This is a genomic window from Staphylococcus pasteuri (assembly GCF_030547725.1).
Taxonomy (GTDB): domain Bacteria; phylum Bacillota; class Bacilli; order Staphylococcales; family Staphylococcaceae; genus Staphylococcus; species Staphylococcus pasteuri.
In genome coordinates this window covers 1-231 of the sequence record NZ_JAUOQO010001077.1, presented here as the reverse complement: position 1 = coordinate 231, position 231 = coordinate 1, and the positions used below count along the sequence as shown (strand labels likewise).

The 231-nt window shown below is 42.4% G+C and carries 1 protein-coding gene; it reads right to left on the bottom strand.

Going from position 1 to position 231, the window contains the following annotated elements:
• On the bottom strand, window positions 1-231 hold a 231-nt coding region (locus Q4528_RS16465; protein ID WP_303522873.1), incomplete at both ends, for an ABC transporter permease subunit.

Here is a 231-nt window from a genome sequence, read left to right as displayed (position 1 = left end):
CAATAACACCTGCGGTAAAGCGCTCTAAATCGAATACCGTTCCAATGAAGAAATATACAATGAAAATTTGCACCAGCAAGGGGGTGCCACGAATAATTTCAATGTAGGTAATGGCTAGCTTACGCAAGGCTGGGTTGTCGGCGATGCGCATCAAACCAATCACTAAACCAAGCAAAATGGCAAAAACCAATGAGAACAGTGAGATTTTTATGGTAACAATAAGGCCTTGGG